Source organism: Streptomyces sp. NPDC034111 (genome assembly GCF_055575375.1).
In genome coordinates, this window is the sequence record NZ_JBVIST010000001.1 from 265,554 (window position 1) to 280,877 (window position 15,324).

Below are 15,324 nucleotides of genomic sequence, written 5' to 3' on the forward strand. Positions count from 1 at the left end.
GCGCCGCTCACACCGCGGCGGTCCCGATGAGCCCTTCCCGGGTGACCAGCGCGGCCAGCTCCGGCTCGCTCCTGCCCGCGGTGCCGTCGGGCCGCCGCGGCAGGACCATGTAGCGGCTCTCCGCGCTCGAATCCCACACCGTGATCGTGGTGTCCTCGGGCAGCTCCAGCCCGAACTCGGCCAGCACGGCGCGCGGTTCGCGCACCACCCGCGCGCGGTAGGCCTCGCTCTTGTACCAGGACGGCGAGGGCCCCAGCAGTCCGACCGGGTAGCAGGAGCACAGCGTGCAGACGATGACGTGGTGGGCGGCCGCGGTGTTCTCGACGACCTTCAGCCGCTGCTCCTGGATGCCGCCCGCCATCGAGAGCCCGAGCTCGGGCAGTGCGGCATTCGCATCGGCCAGCAGCCGGGACCGGAAGCCCTCGTCCACCCACGCCCGGGCCACGATGCGCGCGCCGTTGACCGGCGAGGCCCCCTTCAGCATCGTGGCCAGCGCGGCGTCCAGCTGCGCCTCCTCGACCACGCCGGCCGCGATCAGCCGCTCCTCCAGGCGCCGCACCCGCGCCCCCACCGGCGCACTGGTGTGCTCACCGCTCATGCCCGTCCCTCCGCACCGGCTCGATGTATGACTCCCAGAGGTCCACCGTGACCTCGTGATCCCCTTCGCCCCACAGGTCGCGCGCGGCGAAGGCCACGGTGTAGACCGGCTCGACACGCGGCGCGGCGATGCCCGCCGCGATCTCGTCGGCCAGCGCCCACCGGCCCTGCGACTCGACGATCCGCCCCAGGTGTCCGCGCACATAGCGCGGCACACGGGTGTGCCCGGCCGGGTCGCCGGGGCGCACCCGGACCCACTGCCCCGCGCGGAAGTCAGCCATCCGGCAGCACCTTCCGCTCGGCGAGCAGGGTCTCGATCGCGAGGAGCCAGCGCTCGTAGTACGACGTCGCCAGGTAGCGCTGCGGGTCCATCCGCTCCACGGCGTCCCGGAACTCATCGAGCCGGTAGACCCCGTTGCGCACCAGCACGGAGTTCAGCGCGAAGACCCGCGCCTCCCAGTCGGCGTGGAACGGAGGCTCGTCCGCCTCGATGCGCAGCGCCCCGAATCCGGTCTGCCCGCCCACATCGTTGACACGACTCATGGGCGGAGCCTACGGCGAAACGGCCCGCGGTTCGACGCGGCACCCCCGGCCCGCGGGGGGAACGGGGCGCGGCGCCGCGGTCAGCGGACCGGGTGCCCGGCCTCCCGCAGGGCGTCCTTGACCTGGGAGATGCGCAGGTCGCCGAAGTGGAAGACGGAGGCGGCCAGGACCGCGTCGGCGCCGGCGGCGACCGCCGGGGGGAAGTCGGAGAGCTTGCCGGCGCCGCCGGAGGCGATCACCGGGATGGTGACGTGCTTGCGCACCGCCTCGATCATCTCGACGTCGTAGCCGTCCTTGGTGCCGTCGGCGTCCATGGAGTTCAGCAGGATCTCGCCGGCGCCCAACTCGGCGGCGCGGTGCGCCCATTCGACGGCGTCGATACCGGTGCCGCGGCGTCCGCCGTGGGTGGTGACCTCGAAGCCGGACGGGGTGCCGGCGTCGGTGCGGCGGGCGTCGACGGACAGGACCAGGACCTGGCTGCCGAAGCGTTCGGCGATCTCGCGGATCACGTCGGGGCGGGCGATCGCGGCGGTGTTGACGCCGACCTTGTCGGCCCCGGCCCGCAGCAGCTTGTCGACGTCCTCGGGGGTGCGGACGCCGCCGCCGACGGTGAGCGGGATGAAGACCTGTTCGGCGGTGCGGCGGACCACGTCGTAGGTGGTCTCGCGGTTGCCGGAGGAGGCGGTGATGTCGAGGAAGGTCAGCTCGTCGGCGCCTTCCTCCCCGTAGATCTTCGCCATCTCGACGGGGTCGCCCGCGTCCCGCAGGTTCTGGAAGTTGACGCCCTTGACGACCCGCCCGTTGTCGACGTCCAGGCAGGGGATGACTCGTACGGCCAGTGTCATGGTTGGGGGGCCTCTCTGTACGCCTCGACCTCTACCTCGACGACCAGGCGCGGGTCCACGAAGCCGGAGACGATGATCATGGATGCGGCGGGGCGGACGGCGCCGAACAGCTCCTTGTGAGCGCGTCCGACCTCGTCCACGTCCCGGGCATGGGTGAGGTACATACGGGTGCGTACGACGTCGTCACGGCCGAGGCCCACCTCCTCCAGCGCCGACAGGGCGGTGCGGAAGGAGGTCAGCGCCTGCTCGTACGGGGCGCCGGCGGCGACCTGTCCGTCGGTGACGGAGGTGCAGCCGGAGACCAGCACCAGACCGTTGGGGAGCGCCACCGCGCGGGAGCGCCCGAAGGTCTCCGCCCAGGGGTCCTTGCCCCAGGGTTCGCCGGCCGTGACGCGCCGTACTCCACTCATGACGAGACGGCCTCCAGCGCCTCTTCGAGCGTGAACGCCTTGGCGTAGAGCGCCTTGCCGACGATCGCGCCCTCCACGCCCTGCGGGACCAGGGAGGAGATCGCCCGCAGGTCGTCGAGGGAGGAGACGCCGCCGGAGGCGACGACCGGGCGGTCGGTGGCGGCGCAGACATTGCGCAGCAGCTCCAGGTTGGGGCCCTGGAGGGTGCCGTCCTTGTTGATGTCGGTGACGACGTAGCGGGCGCAGCCCTCGGAGTCCAGACGGGCCAGTGTCTCGTAGAGGTCGCCGCCGTCGCGGGTCCAGCCGCGGCCGCGCAGCGTCGTCCCGCGCACGTCCAGGCCGACCGCGATCCGGTCGCCGTACTCGGCGATGATCTTGGCGACCCACTCGGGGTTCTCCAGGGCGGCGGTGCCGATGTTGACCCGGGTGCAGCCGGTGGCCAGGGCGGCGGCCAGCGAGTCGTCGTCGCGGATGCCGCCGGACAGCTCCACCTTGATGTCCATGGAGCGGGCGACCTCGGCGATCTGCGCACGGTTGTCGCCGGTACCGAAGGCGGCGTCGAGGTCGACGAGATGCAGCCATTCGGCCCCGGACCGCTGCCAGGCGAGGGCCGCCTGGAGCGGGTCGCCGTAGGAGGTCTCGGAGCCGGACTCGCCGTGGACGAGGCGGACGGCCTGGCCGTCGCGGACGTCGACGGCGGGGAGGAGTTCGAGCTTCGGCATCAGGGGGCTCACAGGGTGTTGATCCAGTTGGTCAGGAGCTGGGCGCCGGCGTCGCCGGACTTCTCGGGGTGGAACTGGGTGGCCCACAGCGGGCCGTTCTCGACGGCGGCCACGAAGGGCTCGCCGTGCGTGGCCCAGGTGACCTTCGGCGCGGCCATGTGCGGGTTGCCGGTCTCCAGCTCCCAGTCGTGCACCGCGTAGGAGTGCACGAAGTAGTAGCGGGCGTCGGCGGGCAGTCCGGCGAAGAGCCGCGAGCCCTCGGGGGCGTCGACGGTGTTCCAGCCCATGTGCGGCACGATGGGGGCCTTGAGCGGGCCGACGGTGCCCGGCCACTCCTCCAGGCCTTCGGTCTCCACACCGTGCTCGATACCGCGGCCGAAGAGGATCTGCATGCCCACGCAGATGCCCATCACCGGGCGGCCGCCGGCCAGCCGGCGACCGACGAGCCAGTCGCCGCGGGCCTCCTTCAGACCGCGCATACAGGCGGCGAAGGCGCCGACGCCGGGGACCAGCAGCCCCTCGGCGTTCATCGCCCGGTCGTAGTCCCGGGTGATCTCCACGTCGGCGCCGACATGCGCCAGGGCACGCTCGGCGGAGCGGACGTTACCGAAGCCGTAGTCGAAGACGACGACCTTCTTACGCGATGCCGAGGTGGTCAATTCCATACCTCCAGCCGCAGCACGCCGGCGGCGAGACAGAGCGCCGAGCCGATGGAGAGCAGCACGATCAGGCTCTTGGGCAGCTGCTGCTTCCAGAAGGAGTAGACGCCGCCGAGGAGGAAGAGCCCGATCAGGATGAAGACGGTCGACAGGCCGTTCATGGGGACTACAGCGCACCCTTCGTGGAGGGGATGATGCCGGCCGCGCGCGGGTCGCGTTCGCTGGCGTAGCGCAGGGCCCGGGCCAGCGCCTTGAACTGGCACTCCACGATGTGGTGGGCGTTGCGCCCGTACGGGACGTGGATGTGCAGCGCTATCTGGGCCTGCGCGACGAAGGACTCGAAGATGTGCCGGGTCATCGTGGTGTCGTAGCTGCCGATCATCGGCGCCATGTTCTCCGGCTCGGTGTGCACCAGATAGGGGCGGCCGGAGAGGTCGACGGTCACCTGGGCCAGCGACTCGTCCAGCGGGACGGTGCAGTTGCCGAAGCGGTAGATGCCGGACTTGTCGCCGAGGGCCTGCTTGAAGGCGGCGCCCAGCGCGAGGGCGGTGTCCTCGATGGTGTGGTGGGTGTCGATGTGCAGATCGCCATCGGTCTTGACCTTGAGGTCGAACAGCCCGTGCCGGCCGAGCTGGTCGAGCATGTGGTCGTAGAAGCCGACACCGGTCGACACATCGACCTCGCCCCGGCCGTCGAGGTCGATCTCGACGAGCACGGACGTTTCCTTCGTGGTGCGCTCCACGCGTCCTACGCGGGTCATTGCTCGTTCTCCTTCAAACTGCGTTCTTTGAACAGCGTGCGCACCGCATCGAGGAACGCATCGTTCTCGGCCGGGGTGCCGGCGGTGACCCGCAGCCATCCGGGTACGCCGTTGTCACGGACCAGGACCCCCTGGTCGAGGAGCGCCTGCCAGGCGGCATGGGCGCCCCCCTCGCCGGTGAACCGGCCGAACTGCACGAAGTTGGCGTCGGAGGCGGTGACCTCGCAGCCGATCGTCCGCAGCTCGCTGACCAGCCGGTCCCGTTCGGCCTTCAGCTGCTCGACGTACTTCAGGAGCGTATCGGTGTGCTCCAGCGCGGCGAGCGCGGTGGCCTGCGTGACGGACGAGAGGTGGTACGGCAGCCGGACGAGCTGGACGGCGTCGACCACCGCGGGGTCGGCGGCCAGATAGCCCAGCCGCAGCCCGGCGGCGCCGAACGCCTTGGACATCGTCCGCGAGACCACCAGGTTCGGCCGGCCCTCGATCAGCGGCAGCAGCGAGGGGCGGTGGCTGAACTCGCCGTAGGCCTCGTCGACCACCACCAGCGCCCCGTTGCCGTCGGCCCTGGCGGCCTGCGCGGCGTCGTACAGCGCCAGCACGGTCTCGGCCTCGACGGCCGTGCCCGTGGGGTTGTTGGGCGAGCAGATGAAGACCACGTCGGGCCGCTGCCCGGCGATGGCCGCCTTCGCCGCGGTCAGGTCGATGGTGAAGTCGTCGTTGCGCGGGCCGGAGATCCAGCCGGTGCCGGTACCGCGCGAGATCAGACCGTGCATCGAGTACGAGGGCTCGAAGCCGATGGCCGTGCGCCCCGGGCCGCCGAAGGTCTGCAACAGCTGCTGGATGACCTCGTTGGAGCCGTTGGCCGCCCAGACCTGCTCCTTGGTGACCTGGTGGCCGCCGGTGCGGGTGAGGTAGCGGGCCAGCTCGGTGCGCAGCTCGACGGCGTCCCGGTCCGGGTAGCGGTTGAGCTCCCGGGCGGCCTCGGTCACCCGCTCGGCGATCCGCCGGACCAGCGGCTCGGGCAGCGGGTAGGGGTTCTCGTTGGTGTTCAGGCGTACCGGCACGTCCAGCTGAGGGGCGCCGTACGGGGACTTGCCGCGCAGCTCGTCCCGGATGGGGAGATCGTCGATACGGGTCACGTGCCTGCTCACTTGCTCTGCGGGACCTTCCAGTCGAACCTGGCCTTGATCGCCGCGCCGTGCGCCGGGAGGTCCTCGGCCTCGGCGAGGGTCACCACGTGGTGGGCGACCTCGGCCAGCGCGTCGCGGGTGTAGTCCACGACATGGATGCCGCGCAGGAAGGACTGCACGGACAGGCCGGAGGAGTGACAGGCGCAGCCGCCGGTGGGCAGCACGTGGTTGGAGCCGGCGCAGTAGTCGCCGAGCGAGACCGGCGCGTACGGGCCGACGAAGACCGCGCCGGCGTTGCGGACCCGGGCGGCGACGGCCGAGGCGTCGGCGGTCTGGATCTCCAGGTGCTCGGCACCGTAGGCGTCCACCACGCGCAGCCCCTCGTCGAGGCCGTCGACCAGGACGATGGCCGACTGCCGGCCGGAGAGCGCCGGGACGATCCGGTCCTCGACGTGCTTGCTGGCGGCGACCTGCGGGGCCAGCTCCTTCTCGGTCTTCTCGGCCAGTTCTACGGAGTCGGTGACCAGGACGGCGGCGGCCATCGGGTCGTGCTCCGCCTGGCTGATCAGGTCGGCGGCGAGGTGCACGGGGTCGGCCGTGTCGTCGGCGAGGATCGCGATCTCGGTGGGGCCGGCTTCGGAGTCGATGCCGATCCGGCCCTTGAGCAGGCGCTTGGCGGCGGCGACATAGATGTTGCCGGGGCCGGTGACGAGGTTGGCGGGCAGGCACTCGTCGGTGCCGTACGCAAACATCGCGATGGCCTGGGCGCCGCCGGCCGCATAGACCTCGTCGACGCCGAGCAGCGCACAGGTGGCGAGGATCGTCGGGTGCGGCAGACCGTCGAAGTCCACCTGCGGCGGGGAGGTCACGGCCAGGGAGGCGACGCCGGCCTCCTGCGCGGGGACGACGTTCATGACGACGGACGAGGGGTAGACCGAGCGGCCGCCCGGTACGTACAGCCCCACCCGCTCGACGGGGACCCAGCGTTCGGTGACCGTGCCGCCGGGGACGACCTTGGTGGTGACGTCGGTGCGGCGCTGCTCGCGGTGGACGATCCGGGCGCGCCGGATGGACTCCTCCAGGGCGGCACGCACGGCCGGGTCCAGTCCGTCAAGGGCGCGTTGCAGCGCCTCGGCGGGAACCCGTACCCGCTCGATCTCCACACCGTCGAACCGCCGCGCGTACTCGATCAGCGCCGCGGTGCCGCGATGGCGTACGTCCTCGCAGATCGGCCGCACCTTCTCCAGGGCGGCTTCCACGTCGAACTCGGCACGGGGCAGCAGGTCGCGCAGGGCGCCGCCCTCGGGGAGGGCGTCACCGCGCAGGTCGATTCGGGAGATCACGCCCCCAGTGTCTCAGACCCGATCCCGGCGCCGACCGGCCGTATCACTCAGTGATACACCGCGACGCACGGTACGGACGCACCGTGATCCGGCCCGCGAAGTTGACCGGAGTTGGCCCTGACCACACGTGTTCAAGCAGTCACGGGGCGGGCAAGGGCCACATAGCGGCATACGGGGGAAACCTGCGGGACGTATGCGTCCTCGTGCGCAGACCACGCGCGAAGTGCGTCCGAACAGGTTGCGGCATGCGGCCGCGGCACTCCAATGGGACAGCAAGGGGGAAACAGTGACCGACCCCGGCGACGGCGACGCGCCCGCCGACCTGCGACTGACGTCGGCGGAATGGAGCATGTGGCAGGCCTTCCGCAACGGCAGCACCTGCGATCTGCACATCGGCGACCCGGCCCGCGACGATCCGCACGGACAGCATCTGTGGGGGCCCGAGCGCCGGGTGCGGGCGCGGGTGGTGGCGCTGCTGCTGCTCGACGGGCCGCCGGCGCAGCCCGGCCGGGTCTCCGCGCTCAAGCTCACCGGCGCGTACATCACGGACACCCTCGACGTCGCGGGCGGCGCGATCAAGCCATTCGTGGAACTCCGGGACTGCCGCTTCGAGGCGGAGGTGGTGCTGCCCGAGAGCCGGTTCACCACCCTGCGGATGGTGAACTGCGCGATACCGAGGCTGGAGGCGGCCCGGCTGCACACCGAGGGCGACCTCCATCTGCCCCGCTGCGTCGTCCAGTCCGGCATCCGCCTCACCGACGCCCACATCGGCACGGACCTGATGCTCAACCAGACCGTGGTGCACAAGGACCGGCAGGGCCGGTCGATCATGGCGGACGGGATGACCGTCGCCCAGGACCTCCAGGCCGAGATGCTGGAGTCCTACGGTGAGCTGTCGCTGCGCGGCGCCACCATAGGGGTGTCGCTGAGCCTGCGCGGCAGCCGGCTGAGCAACCCCTTCGGCCGCCGGGCGCTGAACGCCCCGCAGCTCACCGTCGAACGCACCCTGTATCTGACCGCCGCGGGCCTGGCGAACTCCCCGTTCTCCAGCACCGCCACTCCCCCGTACGGCATCGGCAACACCCCCTCGCGCGGCACCCGCATGCAGCGCTTCGAGTGCGAGGGCGGGATGCGGCTGGACGACGGCCGGTTCGGCGACGCGCTCGACTTTGAACACGCCCGCTTCGTCATGGAGTCCGACCAGGAACTGTCGCTGCGCCGGATACAGACGCCCGAGCTGCGGTTCCTCGGGGAGCGGCCGCAGCGTGGCCGGGTGATCCTCTCCGGCGCCCGGGTCGCCAACCTCGTCGACAAGTCGGCAAGCTGGCCCGGGCTCGGCGGACTGTGGATGGCCGGCTTCGCCTACGAAACGCTGATCCCGCGCGGCCCCTTCCCGCTCTCCCAGCGGCTGCAATGGGTGGCCGCCGCGACACCCGAGTACGCACCCGAGCCGTACGAGATGCTCGCTACCTCCCTGCGCGCCAGCGGGGAGGACGCCGACGCCCGCGAGGTGCTGCTCGCCAAGCAGCGGCGGCGCCGGGAGACCCTGCCGCTGGCCGCGAAGGCCTGGGGCTTCCTCCAGGACTGGACCGTCGCCTACGGCTACCGCCCCGGACGGGCCGCGGTATGGATGGCCATCCTGTGGGCGATCGGCACCCTCTACTTCTCGTCCGACCCGCCCCCACCCCTCAAACCGGGCGAAGCCCCGCCATGGAACCCCTACCTCTACTCCCTCGACCTGCTCCTGCCGGTCATCGACCTCTATCAGGGCCCCGCCTGGAAGCCGGGCGGGTGCGCACAGTGGGCGGCGGCAGTGCTGATCCTGGCGGGCTGGGTACTCGCGACGACGGTGGCGGCGGGTGCGTCGCGGCTGCTGCGCAGGCAGTAACTCCCACGTTTTTGTCTGCGGCGCCGTGCGTGTTCTCGCCGTTGCGCCTGGCGGCGGGCGTGGTGTTGTCGGGTGCGGTGCCGCTCCTCCGGACTTCGTCCTGCGGCGCGGCCCCTCCCGTGGGTGGGTGGGAAAACGTGAGTGGGGGCGGGTGTTGCATGTCCCGTTGCTGTGACTGGATCCACAAGCGTGCACCGGACCGATTACGTGCACCCCTACGGTCTTCCTCCCACCCCCAACGGAAGGGGCCGGACCGCAGGACGAAGTCCGGAGGGCCGGTCCCGCAGCCGAACAGCCCCGCGCAGCGGCACCAGCCCGCCGCAGGCGCAACGGCGAGACGACGCACGGCGCCGCAGACGACAACGTGGGCCGAGGCACAGCGCAGCGGAGGGGCGCAACGGCGAACAACCACCACGGCGGGAAAGCCAACCACGTGGGAACCAAGCCAAGCGCAGCGTCTAGTCTTATCGGCTGTGACCTCCGTGCGCCTCCCCCTCTTCCCGCTGAACTCGGTGCTGTTCCCGGGACTCGTGCTCCCGCTGAACGTTTTCGAGGCGCGGTACCGGGCGATGATGCGCGATCTGAGCGCGATGCCCGACGATGACCGCCGCTTCGCGGTGATCGCGATCCGGGACGGGCGGGAGGTCGCGCCCACCGCGCAGGGCCTGCCGGACGCCACGCTGCCGTCCGAGGGCGGTCCGGCGGCGGGCTTCGGCGACGATCCGCTCCAGGCGTTCCACTCCGTGGGCTGTGTCGCGGACGCGGCCACCATCCGGGAGAAGTCCTCCGCCGAGGACACCGGCTATGAGGTTCTGGCCACCGGCACCACCCGCTTCCGGCTGCTGTCGGTGGATACCTCCGGGCCGTATCTGACGGCCGAGCTGGAGGAGCTGGAGGAGGAAGAGGGCGAGGGCGCGGGCGCGCTCGCGTCGGGTGTGGTGCGCGCCTTCCGTACCTATCAGAAGCGGCTGGCCTGGGCGAACGAGCGGACGCTGTCGAGCGGGCAGGACCTGCCGGCCGACCCGTCGGTGCTGTCGTACCTGGTCGCCGCGGCGGCCGTCCTGGACGTGCCCGCCAAGCAGCGGCTGCTGGAGGCGCCGGACACCGCGGCCCGTCTGGGGCAGGAGCTGAAACTCCTTCGCCATGAGTCGGCGCTGCTCGGTAAGCTCCCGTCGCTGCCGGCCGTGGATCTGACCAGGCAGCCGACCAGCCCCAACTGACGCGAGGCACGAAGACGGTGGCGAAGAAGTCGAAGAAGTCCGTCGGCACCCCCGCGACGGTCGCCCTCACCAAGGCGGGCGTTCCCTTCACGACGCACTCGTACGCGCACGATCCGGCCAGCGCCTCGTACGGCGAGGAGGCCGCCGACGCCCTCGGTGTCCCGCCGGACCAGGTCTTCAAGACCCTGCTGGCGGAGGTCGACGGGGCGCTGACGGTCGCCGTGGTGCCGGTGTCCGGGTCGCTGGACCTCAAGGCGCTGGCGTCCGCGGTGGGCGGCAAGCGGGCGACGATGGCGGATCCGGCGGCGGCCGAGCGCAGTACGGGGTATGTCCTCGGCGGGATCTCGCCGCTCGGGCAGCGCAAGCGGCTGCCCACGGTCGTGGACGCCTCGGCCGAGGGCAGGCCGACGGTGTGTGTCTCGGCGGGGCGGCGCGGTCTGGAGGTCGAGCTGTCGCCGGCGGATCTGGTGGCGCTGACCGGGGCGCGGGTGGCACCGATCGCACGGAGCTGAGCGATCCCGGTGGGACGGCCGGTCGGCCGGCCGTCCCTGGGGGCGTCCGGGCTCAGCCCGTGACGGGCGGTTCCGGCCGGTGGTCGTCGCGGGCGTCACCGTGCGGGCCGTGGCCGTCGTGGTGTTCCTGACCGTCGTGGTCGCTGCCGTGCGGGTGGTCGTAGCCATGACCGCCGGACCAGTCCAGGCCTTCCGGCTCCGGGTCGCGCGGGCCGAAGAGGCCGGTCAGCGCCAGCTGCGTCAGCATCGAGGCGATCGGCCAGGCCAGCAGCGCGCCCTTGGCCTGGAGCCGCAGCGGGCCCTCGAAGGTCACGCCGGGGCCGACCTGCTTGGCGTGCGCGGCCACGTCCGGGGTCGGGCCCAGCCACATACCGGTCAGCCAGCCCAGCCCCGCGCCCAGCAGCCCGCCCAGGACCAGCGCCACGACCAGCGGGATCCCGCCGCGACGGCGTAGGACGAAGACCACGGCCGCGCTGAGCACGCCGAAGGCGAGGGACAGCAGGACGAAGGTGCCGTCCGCGCCGATCGCCTCTTCGCCCTCGGTGTTCTTGAGGTAGACGTTGCGGGTGTCCGAGATCAGCGGGATGTGCGGTGCGAGCCAGTTCCACAGCACGCCCAGCAGTACGCCGCTCACCCCGACCGCGAGCGCGATCAGCGCGCCCTCGCGCAGCTCACGGCCCAGCTCGGGGCCGAACGAACCGCCGTGCTCGGCGGCTCCGTGGTCCGCGGGCGCGGCCTGGGGGTGCTGCGGCTCTTCGGGCGGTTGGTTCTCGTGGGGCGTCAGCGGTGCGGTCACCCCGCCATCGTGCCAGGTGGGGCTGGTGGGACCGGCAGCAGGACGCCCGTTCGGGGTGGGGGCGCCGCTCATCGGGTGGCCGCCCTGCGGTAGGCCCAGGTCGCGACGGCCAGCGAGAGCACTCCGACGGCCGCGCAGACCCCCAGGTCGGCACCGACCGCGACCCAGTCGGGGTGCGGGTCGAAGCTGCGCGCCAGCGCCTCCACGCCGTAGGTCGAGGGCAGCAGATCGCGGGCCCAGCCGATCATCTCGGGCATCCGCCCGGCCGGCAGTACGCCCAGCAGCAGGGCCGCCGACATGCCCAACTGGCCGCAGAGCGTGGCGAGTTCGGGGCGCGGTGCGAGCAGCCCCAGGGCCGCGCCGAGACCGGACAGCGCGGCACCGGCGAGCGGGAGCACGGCGGCCAGCACCCAGAGGTTGGCCATCGGCAGCTGGAAGAGCACACAGCCGGTGACGGCGGTGACGATCGTCCCCGGCACGGTGAAGGAGGCGTAGGCGGCGGCCGCACCGAGCACCACGGCGGCCGGCGGGACCGGCAGCGTCGCGTAGTGGTCGAGTCCGCCGCCGGCCCGTAGCTGGCCGAAGTACTGGGCGAGCAGGTTGAGCGCCACGAAGGCGACCACCAGCACGCTGGAGCCGGAGACCACGGACCGCGCGGGGTCGCCGCCGTCGACCACCCCGCGCAGCAGGACCATGATCCCGATGGACTGGAAGGTGGCGACGAACAGCAGCGGGATCCGGGCGACCCGGGCCCGGGAGAGCTGGGCGCGGTAGACGGCGCCGAGCGCGGGCACGAAGCGGGCGCGCGGCGCCAGCGGGGCGGCCCCGTCCTCGGACCACGCTCCGGTGGCCGGGGCCGCCCCGGCCACCGCCTGCGCGGGAACCACACTCACGCTGTCACCAGGCCTTCCTCGCCACGTCCGCAGCATTCCATACGCCCGCAGCACTCCATACGTCCGCGATACCTGCCCCCGCTCACGCCTTCACCAGTCCCTCGCCCCGGCCGCCGAGCGCGAGATACACGTCCTCCAGGCTCGGTGTCGCCAGCGTGAAGTCGTCGAGGGCGGCGAAGGCTGGGCCTCCGGTGACCGCGGCGACGGCGGAGCGGGCCCGGTCGGCGGGGAGGCGCAGGGTCCAGCGGCGGCCGGAGGCGCGGGCGTCGGCTTCGAGGGCGGCGACCTCGGGGACGTCCAGCGGCGGGCGGTCGCGCCAGACCAGCTCCAGCCGGACCTCGTTGCTCACCATGTCCTTCAGCCCGCCGGGCGTGTCGCAGGCGATGACCCGGCCCCGGTCGATCACCGCGACCCGGTCGAGCACGCTCTCGGCCTCCAGCACGTTGTGGGTCACCAGCACCACCGTGGCGCCGCGCTCGGCCCGGCGCCGGTCCACCGCGGCCCATACGGCGCGCCGCGCGACCGGGTCCATGCCGGTGGTGGGCTCGTCCAGCACCAGCAGCGGCCGCGCGCCGATCAGCGCGGTGGCGAAGCAGGCCAGCCGCCGCTGTCCGCCGGAGAGCTTCTGGAGCGCCCGGCCCGCGATGTCCCCCAGGCCCAGCTCCTCGACCACCGCGTCCCGCTCGGTGCGGGCCTCGCGGGCGCCGAGTCCGCGCAGCCGGCCGGTGGTCTCCACGGCGAGGGCGACGGTCATCTCGTCCAGGGCGGTGGACTCCTGCCCCAGGTAGCCCAGCAGCCGGGCGGCCCGTTCCGGGTGGCGCACCAGGTCGTGGCCGAGGACGGCGATGCTGCCGGAGTCCGGGCGCAGCAGTCCGGTCAGCTGGCGCACCAGGGTGGACTTGCCGGCGCCGTTGGGGCCGAGCAGCCCGAAGATCTCGCCGCGGTGGACGTCCAGGGTGATGCCGTCGTTGGCCCGTACGGCGGGCGCCTGTGCCGCACCGCGGCGCCCGCGCATCGCGGGGTACGTCTTGACCAGGTCCCGCACGGCGCACACCGGCCCGCCGCGCTCTGCCTGTGTTGCGCCCGTCCTCACGAGCTACGAGGGTACGCGTCCTCGGCCCGGCTCCGGCCCGCGGGGCTCCTGGGCGAGCCGGAACGGGGGCGGGGCGGCGGGCGTCAGTCCCCGGCCGGGGCGTGCTCGGCGGCCGTCCGCAGATCGACCTCGCGCCAGAAGCCGGCCCGGATCGCATAGCGGTCGTGCTCGTCGATCTGGTCGTCCTTGTGGGCGAGCAGCCCGAAGCGGGCGGCGTAGCGCAGCAGTTCACCGTCGATGCGGTGCGGGATGCGCGGGTACTCCGTCGAGAGCTGCGCCAGGTGCGCCGGATCGGAGAGCCGGTCGGTCCAGCGGCGGGCGAAGACCTGGCCGACCTCGAAGGGGTCGCCGCTGACGGCGGTGATGTCCTCCTCGCGGTCGGCCCAGCGCTGCTCGGCGCTGGTGAGCTGGGCGAGGGTGGGCAGGGCGGCGGTCCCGTCGGGTTCGCCGGCCGGTCCGCCGCGCTCGACCCAGCCCTTGTCGGAGGACCAGCGCAGGGTGGCGCCGGCGGCTGACCGGTCGCCGTTGCCGGCCGCGGTCTGGCCGGCCGCGCGGTCCCGGCCGAGTCCGGCGAGGTCCTTGGGCGTGGGCACACCCCGCGCGCCCGCGGCCTCGCCGCCGGCGGTCCGGCCGTCGCTGCCGGCCGCGGGCCGGGTCACCCCATTGGCGGAGCCGTTGCGCTCATGCGTACGGTCACCGGTTTCCGCGCCGGAGGGTGAGCCGGCGGCAGCGGCGGCAGCGGCCGCGGACTCGGGCAGTGGCGCGGAGAGGATCGCGGCGATCTCGGGGCGGGGGGCGGGCGGCGAGGCGCAGGGGCCGCCGAGTTCCTTGGCGCGCACCGCCCGGGTGATCCAGCTGCGGTCCAGCACCCGGCGCTCATCGGCCTCGGCGACCAGGTCCTCGGACTGGTTGTAGTCGCCGTCGGCGGCCTGGACGGCCCACAGATGGACCGCGACGCCGTGTTCCTTCGCCGACATCAGGCCGGGCAGCAGATCGCCGTCGCCGGTGACCAGGACGATGTCGGAGCAGGCGCGGTTACGGGCGAGCTCGGTCAGCTCGGCGTGCATCGCGGCGTCCACCCCCTTCTGCGCCCAGCGGCCGTCACTGCGGGTCAGGGCACCCAGCCGGACGGTGACCCGGGGCATCACACGCAGCCGGCGGTGCTCGGGCTGCGGGACCCGGTCGGGGGCGCCGTCGAACCAGTAGATGCGCAGCAGCGGGCGTTCGGTGTCGGCTTCGGCGCGCTGGCGCAGGCCCTGGATGAGGGCGGCGTGGTCGACGGTGATCCGGGACCGGGCGGGCTCTCCGGCGAGCAGACTCGCAGCGGCGCCGAGCAAATACCCGGCGTCCACCAGGACGACGCAGCGATCCACGTTCCACCCTCTTCCCTGAGGTGCTGAAGTCCGGTCGCCCCCCGGCTCGGCCCGTGGCACGAGTTCTCTTCGGCTTTCCTTGGAGTCTGCCCGACCGTACGGGCGTTATCTGCCCGAACTCGATCATCGGCGTGGCGGATTCGGCGGGGATCTTGAGTACAGCGCGTGATCAGCCGTTTCACAGAGGGTAATTGCCCGAAATGCAGGCTTCTGTCCGGCGTGTCAGTCTGGTCGCGGCCCCGATCCCAGATTCCCCCTCAGGAGGCAACGGTCATGGCCAAGAACAAGAAGCAGGACCGCAGTCAGAAGGCCGCGAGCCAGGCGGAGCGCGGCCAGCAGCAAGCCCAGCAGACGGCCATGGAGGCGCAGGCCAAGTCCAGTGCCACCGCCACCCCCGGGGACCTTGCCCGCAAGAACCGCGAGCGGCGCTTCGGACACAACTGACCTACGGTGCAGATGATTTGCTGCACATGAACCGAGGGGCGCGCCCGTCTTGGGCGCGCCCCTCGGGCCGGCTCGGATGCGGCGCTCGGCGGTCCG

General features: G+C 72.5%; 19 protein-coding genes. 4 read left to right on the plus strand and 15 right to left on the minus strand.

The genetic code is table 11. The features are described 5' to 3' along the window. Positions 1-7: 7 nt before the first annotated feature. The 11 genes from ACZ55A_RS01190 to hisD all read right to left on the minus strand — a co-directional run bounded on the left by ACZ55A_RS01190 (position 8) and on the right by hisD (position 7,009). On the minus strand, positions 8-598 hold the full coding sequence (locus ACZ55A_RS01190) for a nitrile hydratase subunit alpha (RefSeq protein ID WP_468831268.1): 591 nt from the start codon (positions 596-598) through the stop codon (positions 8-10). Next, entirely contained in the window at positions 588-878 is a 291-nt protein-coding gene (locus ACZ55A_RS01195; protein WP_468831271.1) for an SH3-like domain-containing protein, read from the minus strand. Before ACZ55A_RS01195 ends, ACZ55A_RS01190 begins: the two co-directional genes overlap by 11 nt. Beyond that, positions 871-1,140: a hypothetical protein gene (locus ACZ55A_RS01200; RefSeq protein WP_468831273.1), complete on the minus strand. Its 270-nt coding sequence runs from the start codon at positions 1,138-1,140 to the stop codon at positions 871-873. Before ACZ55A_RS01200 ends, ACZ55A_RS01195 begins: the two co-directional genes overlap by 8 nt. A gap of 80 nt (positions 1,141-1,220) precedes the next feature. Next, positions 1,221-1,985, minus strand: coding sequence for an imidazole glycerol phosphate synthase subunit HisF (gene hisF, locus ACZ55A_RS01205; RefSeq protein ID WP_468831276.1), 765 nt, complete (start codon positions 1,983-1,985; stop codon positions 1,221-1,223). Continuing rightward, a complete protein-coding gene (locus tag ACZ55A_RS01210) occupies positions 1,982-2,395 on the minus strand; it encodes a Rid family hydrolase (protein WP_468831279.1) in 414 nt (137 codons plus the stop codon). The genes hisF and ACZ55A_RS01210 overlap by 4 nt, the downstream gene beginning before the upstream one ends. Next, positions 2,392-3,117 (minus strand): bifunctional 1-(5-phosphoribosyl)-5-((5-phosphoribosylamino)methylideneamino)imidazole-4-carboxamide isomerase/phosphoribosylanthranilate isomerase PriA, encoded by a 726-nt coding sequence (gene priA / locus ACZ55A_RS01215; RefSeq protein ID WP_468834508.1) that lies wholly within the window; start codon positions 3,115-3,117, stop codon positions 2,392-2,394. The genes ACZ55A_RS01210 and priA overlap by 4 nt, the downstream gene beginning before the upstream one ends. Positions 3,118-3,125: 8 nt before the next feature. Then, positions 3,126-3,782 (minus strand): imidazole glycerol phosphate synthase subunit HisH, encoded by a 657-nt coding sequence (hisH, locus tag ACZ55A_RS01220; RefSeq protein WP_468831282.1) that lies wholly within the window; start codon positions 3,780-3,782, stop codon positions 3,126-3,128. Beyond that, positions 3,773-3,937, minus strand: a complete 165-nt coding sequence (locus ACZ55A_RS01225; RefSeq protein ID WP_468831285.1) for a hypothetical protein — start codon at positions 3,935-3,937, stop codon at positions 3,773-3,775. The genes hisH and ACZ55A_RS01225 overlap by 10 nt, the downstream gene beginning before the upstream one ends. 5 nt (positions 3,938-3,942) lie before the next feature. Further along, entirely contained in the window at positions 3,943-4,536 is a 594-nt protein-coding gene (gene hisB, locus ACZ55A_RS01230; RefSeq protein WP_086716854.1) for an imidazoleglycerol-phosphate dehydratase HisB, read from the minus strand. Further along, a complete protein-coding gene (locus ACZ55A_RS01235; protein WP_468831288.1) occupies positions 4,533-5,687 on the minus strand; it encodes a histidinol-phosphate transaminase in 1,155 nt (384 codons plus the stop codon). The genes hisB and ACZ55A_RS01235 overlap by 4 nt, the downstream gene beginning before the upstream one ends. After that, positions 5,684-7,009 (minus strand): histidinol dehydrogenase, encoded by a 1,326-nt coding sequence (gene hisD / locus ACZ55A_RS01240; protein ID WP_468831291.1) that lies wholly within the window; start codon positions 7,007-7,009, stop codon positions 5,684-5,686. Before hisD ends, ACZ55A_RS01235 begins: the two co-directional genes overlap by 4 nt. Before the next feature lie 286 nt (positions 7,010-7,295). Between hisD and ACZ55A_RS01245 the strand changes: the two genes are divergently transcribed. The 3 genes from ACZ55A_RS01245 (at position 7,296) to ybaK (ending at position 10,629) form a co-directional block, all read left to right on the plus strand. Further along, positions 7,296-8,897 carry an oxidoreductase gene (locus ACZ55A_RS01245; protein WP_468831294.1) on the plus strand — a complete coding sequence of 534 codons (1,602 nt, stop codon included), beginning with the start codon at positions 7,296-7,298 and terminating at the stop codon, positions 8,895-8,897. A gap of 473 nt (positions 8,898-9,370) precedes the next feature. After that, positions 9,371-10,117, plus strand: a complete 747-nt coding sequence (locus ACZ55A_RS01250; RefSeq protein WP_468831297.1) for an LON peptidase substrate-binding domain-containing protein — start codon at positions 9,371-9,373, stop codon at positions 10,115-10,117. 17 nt (positions 10,118-10,134) lie between these two features. Continuing rightward, positions 10,135-10,629 carry a Cys-tRNA(Pro) deacylase gene (ybaK, locus tag ACZ55A_RS01255; RefSeq protein WP_468831300.1) on the plus strand — a complete coding sequence of 165 codons (495 nt, stop codon included), beginning with the start codon at positions 10,135-10,137 and terminating at the stop codon, positions 10,627-10,629. A 52-nt stretch (positions 10,630-10,681) separates the two neighbouring features. On the opposite strand, the gene ACZ55A_RS01260 is transcribed toward ybaK, so the two are convergent. The 4 genes from ACZ55A_RS01260 to ACZ55A_RS01275 all read right to left on the minus strand — a co-directional run bounded on the left by ACZ55A_RS01260 (position 10,682) and on the right by ACZ55A_RS01275 (position 14,784). Further along, positions 10,682-11,425 carry an ABC transporter permease gene (locus tag ACZ55A_RS01260; protein ID WP_468831303.1) on the minus strand — a complete coding sequence of 248 codons (744 nt, stop codon included), beginning with the start codon at positions 11,423-11,425 and terminating at the stop codon, positions 10,682-10,684. 68 nt (positions 11,426-11,493) lie between these two features. Beyond that, on the minus strand, positions 11,494-12,318 hold the full coding sequence (locus ACZ55A_RS01265) for an ABC transporter permease (RefSeq protein WP_468831306.1): 825 nt from the start codon (positions 12,316-12,318) through the stop codon (positions 11,494-11,496). Between the two features lie 82 nt (positions 12,319-12,400). Beyond that, positions 12,401-13,411 (minus strand): ABC transporter ATP-binding protein, encoded by a 1,011-nt coding sequence (locus tag ACZ55A_RS01270; RefSeq protein WP_468831309.1) that lies wholly within the window; start codon positions 13,409-13,411, stop codon positions 12,401-12,403. Positions 13,412-13,494: 83 nt separating this feature from the next. Then, entirely contained in the window at positions 13,495-14,784 is a 1,290-nt protein-coding gene (locus ACZ55A_RS01275; RefSeq protein WP_468831312.1) for an NYN domain-containing protein, read from the minus strand. 273 nt (positions 14,785-15,057) lie between these two features. On the opposite strand from ACZ55A_RS01275, the gene ACZ55A_RS01280 reads away from it, so the two are divergent. Then, a complete protein-coding gene (locus ACZ55A_RS01280) occupies positions 15,058-15,228 on the plus strand; it encodes a hypothetical protein (RefSeq protein WP_468831314.1) in 171 nt (56 codons plus the stop codon). Positions 15,229-15,324 lie beyond the last annotated feature (96 nt).

Coding starts and splice junctions, on each gene's coding strand:
- ACZ55A_RS01210 (WP_468831279.1), bottom strand. CDS start 2,395: ATGAGTGGAGTACGGCGCGTCACGGCCGGCGAACCCTGGGGCAAGGAC.
- ACZ55A_RS01190 (WP_468831268.1), bottom strand. CDS start 598: ATGAGCGGTGAGCACACCAGTGCGCCGGTGGGGGCGCGGGTGCGGCGC.
- hisF (WP_468831276.1), bottom strand. CDS start 1,985: ATGACACTGGCCGTACGAGTCATCCCCTGCCTGGACGTCGACAACGGG.
- hisH (WP_468831282.1), bottom strand. CDS start 3,782: ATGGAATTGACCACCTCGGCATCGCGTAAGAAGGTCGTCGTCTTCGAC.
- ACZ55A_RS01280 (WP_468831314.1), top strand. CDS start 15,058: ATGGCCAAGAACAAGAAGCAGGACCGCAGTCAGAAGGCCGCGAGCCAG.
- ACZ55A_RS01225 (WP_468831285.1), bottom strand. CDS start 3,937: ATGAACGGCCTGTCGACCGTCTTCATCCTGATCGGGCTCTTCCTCCTC.
- ACZ55A_RS01200 (WP_468831273.1), bottom strand. CDS start 1,140: ATGAGTCGTGTCAACGATGTGGGCGGGCAGACCGGATTCGGGGCGCTG.
- priA (WP_468834508.1), bottom strand. CDS start 3,117: ATGCCGAAGCTCGAACTCCTCCCCGCCGTCGACGTCCGCGACGGCCAG.
- hisB (WP_086716854.1), bottom strand. CDS start 4,536: ATGACCCGCGTAGGACGCGTGGAGCGCACCACGAAGGAAACGTCCGTG.
- ACZ55A_RS01195 (WP_468831271.1), bottom strand. CDS start 878: ATGGCTGACTTCCGCGCGGGGCAGTGGGTCCGGGTGCGCCCCGGCGAC.